This is a genomic window from Vibrio owensii CAIM 1854 = LMG 25443 (genome assembly GCF_000817815.1).
GTDB classification, from domain to species: Bacteria; Pseudomonadota; Gammaproteobacteria; order Enterobacterales; family Vibrionaceae; genus Vibrio; species Vibrio owensii.
Genome location: NZ_JPRD01000087.1, coordinates 1 through 764 on the forward strand (window position 1 = coordinate 1; position 764 = coordinate 764).

At 41.0% G+C, this 764-nt stretch carries 2 pseudogenes; both read right to left on the reverse strand.

Annotation, left to right across the window (positions count from 1 at the left end):
- Nucleotides 1–314: pseudogene (locus tag H735_RS31805) on the reverse strand (IS4 family transposase); the annotation flags it as partial.
- 143 nt (nucleotides 315–457) lie between these two features.
- Nucleotides 458–764 (reverse strand): annotated as a pseudogene (gene tnpA / locus H735_RS29100) (IS200/IS605 family transposase); the annotation flags it as partial.

A 764-nucleotide genomic window follows, 5' to 3' on the forward strand; every position in this document is an offset into this window, starting at 1 on the left:
TGACTGGCATAACTCTTTTTCCAGATTGGATACTTTGCTGATTTGTAACGGAGAACTCTTGGGTACCTCCTATCCTCTCGTTTCGGAGGTAAAATATAATGTGCAGTATTTGCATGTAACGAAGCGATAGTTCTCGGAATGTTACCTGCGCTATTTAACGACATCGTATACAGCATGTTTATTATCGCGAGCGAACAAGATGTAAAACTAAGTTGATTTGGCTGAAGACCTTCTATTGTTTGAGACATCTTAACCATCTGATATTTAAGCAAGTTGTAGCCTAATAAGATTCCCCATAACTCTTGCTTTACCATATCTGGCTTCTTACTTCGTAGGTGATACTCACTATTCAAAAAATTATCCACCGGCATAGCCGGTGGTTTTTCATATGCGCCTATAAGGCTCTCCTACTGGCAGCGCCCTAGCAGGCGCGTAGTGATCTGACATTTGCATATGACTATTTCTTGCGGTCCGTAAACGGGCTACCTGAATGTGGGATCGACAATTGCTCTCCCATTTTATCCTGCTCTAGTTGGTGCTTTATGTAACTTTGTATCTTGCCGGTGTTTTTTCCTACCGTATCTACATAATACCCTCGACACCAAAATTCTCGATTCCTGTACTTAAACTTCAAATCTCCAAATCGCTCATAGAGCATCAGGCTACTTTTCCTTTCAAATACCCCATAAACGAGGAAACACTCATCTTCGGTGGTATCTCTAAAAACATATGAATATGATCTGTGCAGCATTCCGCTTCAATAA